Source organism: Ohtaekwangia sp. (assembly GCF_036568665.1).
Classification (GTDB): Bacteria; Bacteroidota; Bacteroidia; order Cytophagales; family Cyclobacteriaceae; genus Ohtaekwangia.
On record NZ_DATCSD010000129.1, the window covers coordinates 1 to 6,002 of the forward strand.

A 6,002-nucleotide genomic window follows, 5' to 3' on the forward strand; every position below is an offset into this window, starting at 1 on the left:
GCCTATAGCAACTGCAAAGCGATGTGCAGCAAGTTCGATGAGCTTGGCATTAAATATACCTATAGCGAATATCCGGGTGGCCATACATGGCCGGTATGGCGAAACAACCTGTATAACTTTTCGCAGCTGTTGTTCCGGTAATCGACATTAATTCGGATCACAAATAGAGCATTTATATCTGTACATTCGGACTATATATAGATGTAAATGCTCTATACGTAAGTAACATCTTTTAAATCATATATACCTCAACCCAATTGTACCATGTATAATACATTACACAAGCTGACTAAAATTGTTATGCGGCTCACTTGATTCGCCATCACCACGTTCGCTAGGGCGCATGACAGTACTATATATCCGCTTGCAACGCCTGCAGAACCCAATGCTATACCGCTCGGCACCGGCGGTGTGCAAAGATAACCTGCAGCCGAAACGTGGTTCCGTCACGGGGCGCGACTCTCACACCATTCTTGCCCAAACCCGGAAAAGCGAATGGTGGCTTCCGATGGCTATCGTTAGGTAACGAAGGCAAGGACGCAGCACGGGCTCTCAAGGTATAGCTGCGTTCGTGATTCTTGCATAAAGCTGGGAACTATCCAACAGCAATAGTTTAACTCTTCTGCTATATAGAGTCGCAAAACAACATCAACAAAGATATGGCCGCAACGGGATTTTTCTTTAAATTGGTGAGTGCCTTCTCTTATTCATTCACACCGATTAGTTGTACCACTGCTACAACTAATTTTGACTATATCTACATACCACGGATATAGCCAGAAGCAATTGACTACTCCCATTATCGCTTATAACTATAGCTTAACCACTGAAAACGGACTATCACAAAACAGTGTCGCATGCGTAATCAAAGATAGTGAGGGCTTCATGTGGATTGGTACAGGTGATGGTCTTAACCGATTTGATGGGTATTCATTTGTCAAGTTCAATCATTCTGATAATGACTCTTCCAGTATTAGCAACAATGCCATTCAAAACATGTTTCTTGATAGCAAGAAAAGGCTGTGGGTGGGTACATACGATGGTCTAAATCTTTATGACAGCAAAACGGAAACATTTAGAAGATTTCTGACGGAACCGTCTCAGGTCGGCCATCACAATACAGTACTTCATCTTTTGGAAGACAACCATCGTCAACTCTGGGTCAGCGCGTTTGGTGAAATCTATAAAATAGATATTGAAACCTTTAGCATCACAAAATACGATCATCGAAACGACAAGACCGGGCTGGGTACCATCGGTACACTATTCGAAGATAGAAAAGGAAAAATCTGGGCTTCTACCAATAATGGTATTTGCATTATGGGCTCAACCGGTATAGAACGTACTATATACCCTAGTGAAACCGAGGGAGGTTTGCCTCCTGATGATGCCATCATCTCTATGGTTCAAGACCATACAGGAGCTATATACTTTGGTACGAATGGCAACGGAGTGCTTCGCTTAGATGACGAAAATGACACGACATTCGATCGCTTCACATCCGCCCCTGGCAAACCATTTTTTGGTACCGACATTATTGGTGCACTTGCCATAGACAAAGATGGAAAACTTCTCATCGGCACAGATGGCGCGGGTATATATAAACGGGATGATAACGGAAAATTCAGACAGATTCTTGGTAGCCAAAGCAGGATCCTTCACAATGGAAATATAGTAAACATATTTGTGGACGAGCAGAATACATATTGGCTAGGTCTGTATGGCGGTGGTGTACAAGTTGTATATGGCGGCAGCAGGCGCTTCGAACACTACCGATACTTCGACCTTGCTATGGAAAATATCGGAAAAAATTCAGTGCTGGCAATTGCAGAAGATCAACATCAAAAAATATGGATTGGAACGGATGGCTCCGGGCTATATAAATTCGATCCGGAGTCAAAATCATTCACATCGTACCGGCATTCGTCAACCAATAAAAACAGCATAAGCTCCAACGTAGTAAAATCATTGCTGGTGGATGAAAAGAATAACATCTACGCAGGTACATTTGGAGGAGGGCTTAATTATGTTGATACAAAAACAGAACGCTTCTCTTACTATATGCATGTGCCCGGCAAAAAAACAAGCATAAGCTCGAACCACGTCTGGTCACTTTTACAAGATAGCAACCATAAAATATACGCAGGCCAGTTATCGGCACTGGACGAATTCTTTCCGGATAAAAAAGTATTTAAACCGCTTCTTGTAAGGGGCCAGAGATCTACCCCTCCGGTTTATTGCCTGAAGGAAGACAGCACAGGAAACATTTGGGTAGGAACGCGACTGGATGGAATTTACCGCTACGATCCGCGAACAGAAATATTCAAACCATTTTTAAATATACCGGAAGATTCTACAAGTATACCAACCAATGAAATCGTAGACTTCCAAATGAACGCTGACGGAAAGCTTTTGATCGCTACTGGTAATAAGGGATTGATTTTATTTGATCCTGAAAAGTCTGACTTCAAACAAATCGCGGATAGCTTCAAAGGAAAAAAAATCAACAGTATACTCGAAGATGATTCACATAATATATGGTTTACCTCCAGTGATGGCATGCACAAATTTGATCCTTCAACATCAAGAGTTTATAGTTACACAATAACCGATGGATTGCAGGGAACCGAATTTAATGAAGGAGCCAAACTGAAAAGCTCAGACGGTACATACTATATGGGCGGCACCAATGGGCTAAATGTTTTTCGTCCTGATAAAATAAAAGATGATACTACCAAAGCACGGGTCGTGTTTACACAACTTAGTCTTTTTAATATACCTGTTAAAGTCAACGACAAGACCGGGCTCCTCACCAAAAGTATATCGCAAACAGAATCAATAACCCTGCAGGCAGACCAAAACGTTTTCTCGCTTGAGTTTTCATGTCTTGATTTCAACTTCCCGAAAGAAAATAAGTATCGATACTATCTGGATGGTTTCGATAAAGCGTGGAACGATGCGAATGCAAGTCGCACAGCTACCTATACCGATCTGCCGGCAGGTGATTATACATTGAAAATAAGTGTTTTGAACAGAAGTGGACAGTGGGATGAAAACGCAGCCAGCATCCAGATTATAATTATCCCCAGGTGGTATGAACGATTAGAGGCAAAAATCGGGGCCGCTATAGTTCTGATTATGCTCACTGTATTTATTATTCACATCAGAACAAAACTACTCTTCAAACAAAAGATAAAACTCGAACAGCTCGTTGAAGCACGCACCAATTTAGTGGAGACGCAAAAGAAAGAAATCAAGGATAAGAATATAAAACTGGAGCAGGCTTATGAAGAGGTAAATTCTACAAATGAAGAATTGCAACGGGTAAATTCAAACCTTGAAAAACTGGTTGAAAACAGAACGACAGAGTTAACCCGTACGATTAATAAGCTTACTGAAACGGATAAGGGCCTTGATACATTTCTATATCGGTCAAGCCACGATCTGAGAGGCCCTATTGCAACTATATTAGGCCTAGCTCACCTGGGCAAAATGCAGCAGAATCCGGAGGAACTAAGTTTATACTTTACCAATATCCAGAAGACCTCAACACGCATGTTAAGACTTCTCAAACGACTGGATGAAACGAGTTCGCTGTTTCGGGCTCAGCGTACGCTGGAAGTAATTCATGTTGACGACCTGATTCAAAACATCAAAACTTCCATTAGCGAACTGAACACAAACAACGTTGTAAAAATTGAATTCGAAAATAAAATTGGTCAGGACTTTACAGGAGATGCCGCACTGCTTAAATGCATTGTTGCCAACCTTATGGAAAACAGTATAGTATTTAGAAACAACAACCAACCTTATGCAAAATGTATATTGAGCATTGAAAACAGACAGCTCGTTATACATGTGATCGACAACGGAACAGGCATCCCTCCTGCTGCGCTCGATCGAATATCAAACATGTTCTACCGGGGATCAGAAAAATCAATTGGAAACGGACTGGGACTATTCATGGTGAAGAAAGCTCTGGAGATACTGGAAGGCACGATGGAAATTACCAGTGAGCCCGATGTGATGACAACAGTTACCATCAAAATTCCTTACGGATAGTATATATATAGTCTTGGTTTTCGCCAAAAAGAATAAACTGATCAACTATACTCTATTTTGTTTTTTATACTCGCCTGGCGTGAGATGGGTAACCTTTTTAAAGACTTTTGAAAAATGAGATAAGTTTTCAAATCCTGTTTCTTCTGCTATTGCTGCATAAGACAAATCCGTAGTGGCGATCAGATATTGAGCACGTTCGATTCGCTTTTCGTGTATATAACTTAAAGGCCGTTGTCCTGCATATCGCAAAAATAGTCTTGAAAAATAATCCTGATGTAAATTAGCTCTTTCAGCCAGATAACTAACGGTCAGATTTTCCTTTGTCATCTGAATATATCGCATCGCCTCCAGGATCTTAGATGCGATCGGATCCGGGGTGTTGCTTTTAAATTCGCGCTCATTCAAAAACCGCGAAATAAATTGAAGTATTATACCTTGTGTTTCAAAGAACGCTGCATCACTGATCGTCTTGTTAAGTTGCTGGTAACTTTTGTAATACATATACTTCTCATATTCCTTCGGATTGTCTGAACGGTTTATACCTCGCCCGGGATTAATTTCAAGTAACCTTTTAAAGTTGCTAATGTCTGTATTGCGGACTGGGACTTTGATCACCATCCGGTTATTTTCAAACAGTGAAAGACCTTCTACAGATTCTTCAAAAAAATGAAGGAAGTATTGACTCAGATATACCTTACAAAACAGGTTGCACAAGGTGAAGCTTGGCAGAAGATAGAGATAACCTGGTTCAAGCTTTATCCTATCCTGTTTACTTACGATATATCCTTCGCCTTCATCGATATAATATATCCTGTAATAAGGACTTATCACATTGGTGTAGTTCCACTTTTTATTCAGCTTCACATAGTCAACGTGCAAAAGCGAGAACTTATAATTCAACAGGTTTTTCTCCACAAGACAGAACAGTTATAAAAGTCGGATTTTGACAAATTAAAGTCTTTTTAATGCAATGACAAACCTTCATGCCAATACTAAGTTTGTTCTTGTGCAAACGAAATCTCAGGCGTTCGAATAATGATTAAAACTCAATCGCAAGGTCGGAATTGTAACAACGTAAGATGACAACAAAAAAATCTCATAAGCTGCAGAGCGACACAGTAATTACTGATCTTCCGCGTGTAGTATTCGGAACGAGTGGTTTGGGTAACTTATTTGTTACTCTGGAGGAACAGGAAAAATTGAATATCGTAGGCGAATGTCTCCGCTTGTCAGGTGGAAAGGCTGTGTTTGATTCCGCTGGTAAATATGGTGCAGGCCTGGCGCTTGAAGTGCTGGGCAAATGTCTTAAGCAACTGAATGCCCGCCCGGAAGATGTAGTCATCAGCAATAAACTGGGCTGGCTTCGTACTGAACTGACCACCGCTGAACCAACGTTCGAGCCGGGTGTATGGAAAAATTTAAAACATGATGCTGTTCAAAAAATAAGTTACGAAGGTATACTGGAGTGTTTTGAACAAGGTAACGCATTGCTGGATACTTACCAGGCGCAAATGGTTTCCGTACATGATCCCGATGAATATATAGCAACAGCGAGCAGCGTTCAGCATTCAGAACAATTATACAACGATGTTCTGGAAGCTTACAGGGCATTGCACGATTTGAAGAAACAAGGCAAAGTACAATCTGTTGGCGTTGGCGCTAAAGATTGGAAAATCATTGAGCGAATAACCAGGGATGTGGAACTGGATTGGATCATGATTGCGAACAGCATGACCATAAAGAGCCATCCGGAAGAGCTCCTGCGTTTTATAGCCGAAGCAAGTCGTCAGGGTATATATGTTATTAACTCAGCGGTATTTCATTCAGGCTTTCTTGTAGGAAGTAATTATTTCGACTATCGCCTCGTTGAAAAAGGGAGTATACAAAGTGATGCACTTTTCAAATGGCGTGAGGATTTCTTTGCCGTATGCAATCAATTC

4 protein-coding genes are annotated in these 6,002 nt (G+C 41.0%); 3 read left to right on the forward strand and 1 reads right to left on the reverse strand.

Annotated features, from left to right (window positions below):
* Positions 1–343: 343 nt before the first annotated feature.
* Complete coding sequence (locus tag VIN08_RS06760) at positions 344–526, forward strand: hypothetical protein (RefSeq protein ID WP_331962143.1); 183 nt, start codon at positions 344–346, stop codon at positions 524–526.
* A 221-nt stretch (positions 527–747) separates the two neighbouring features.
* Positions 748–4,062: a ligand-binding sensor domain-containing protein gene (locus tag VIN08_RS06765; protein ID WP_331962146.1), complete on the forward strand. Its 3,315-nt coding sequence runs from the start codon at positions 748–750 to the stop codon at positions 4,060–4,062.
* A gap of 45 nt (positions 4,063–4,107) precedes the next feature.
* Here VIN08_RS06765 and VIN08_RS06770 read toward each other — a convergent pair whose 3' ends face one another.
* Positions 4,108–4,977: an AraC family transcriptional regulator gene (locus VIN08_RS06770; protein ID WP_331962148.1), complete on the reverse strand. Its 870-nt coding sequence runs from the start codon at positions 4,975–4,977 to the stop codon at positions 4,108–4,110.
* Between the two features lie 164 nt (positions 4,978–5,141).
* Between VIN08_RS06770 and VIN08_RS06775 the strand changes: the two genes are divergently transcribed.
* On the forward strand, positions 5,142–6,002 hold an 861-nt coding region (locus VIN08_RS06775), incomplete at its 3' end, for an aldo/keto reductase (RefSeq protein WP_331962151.1).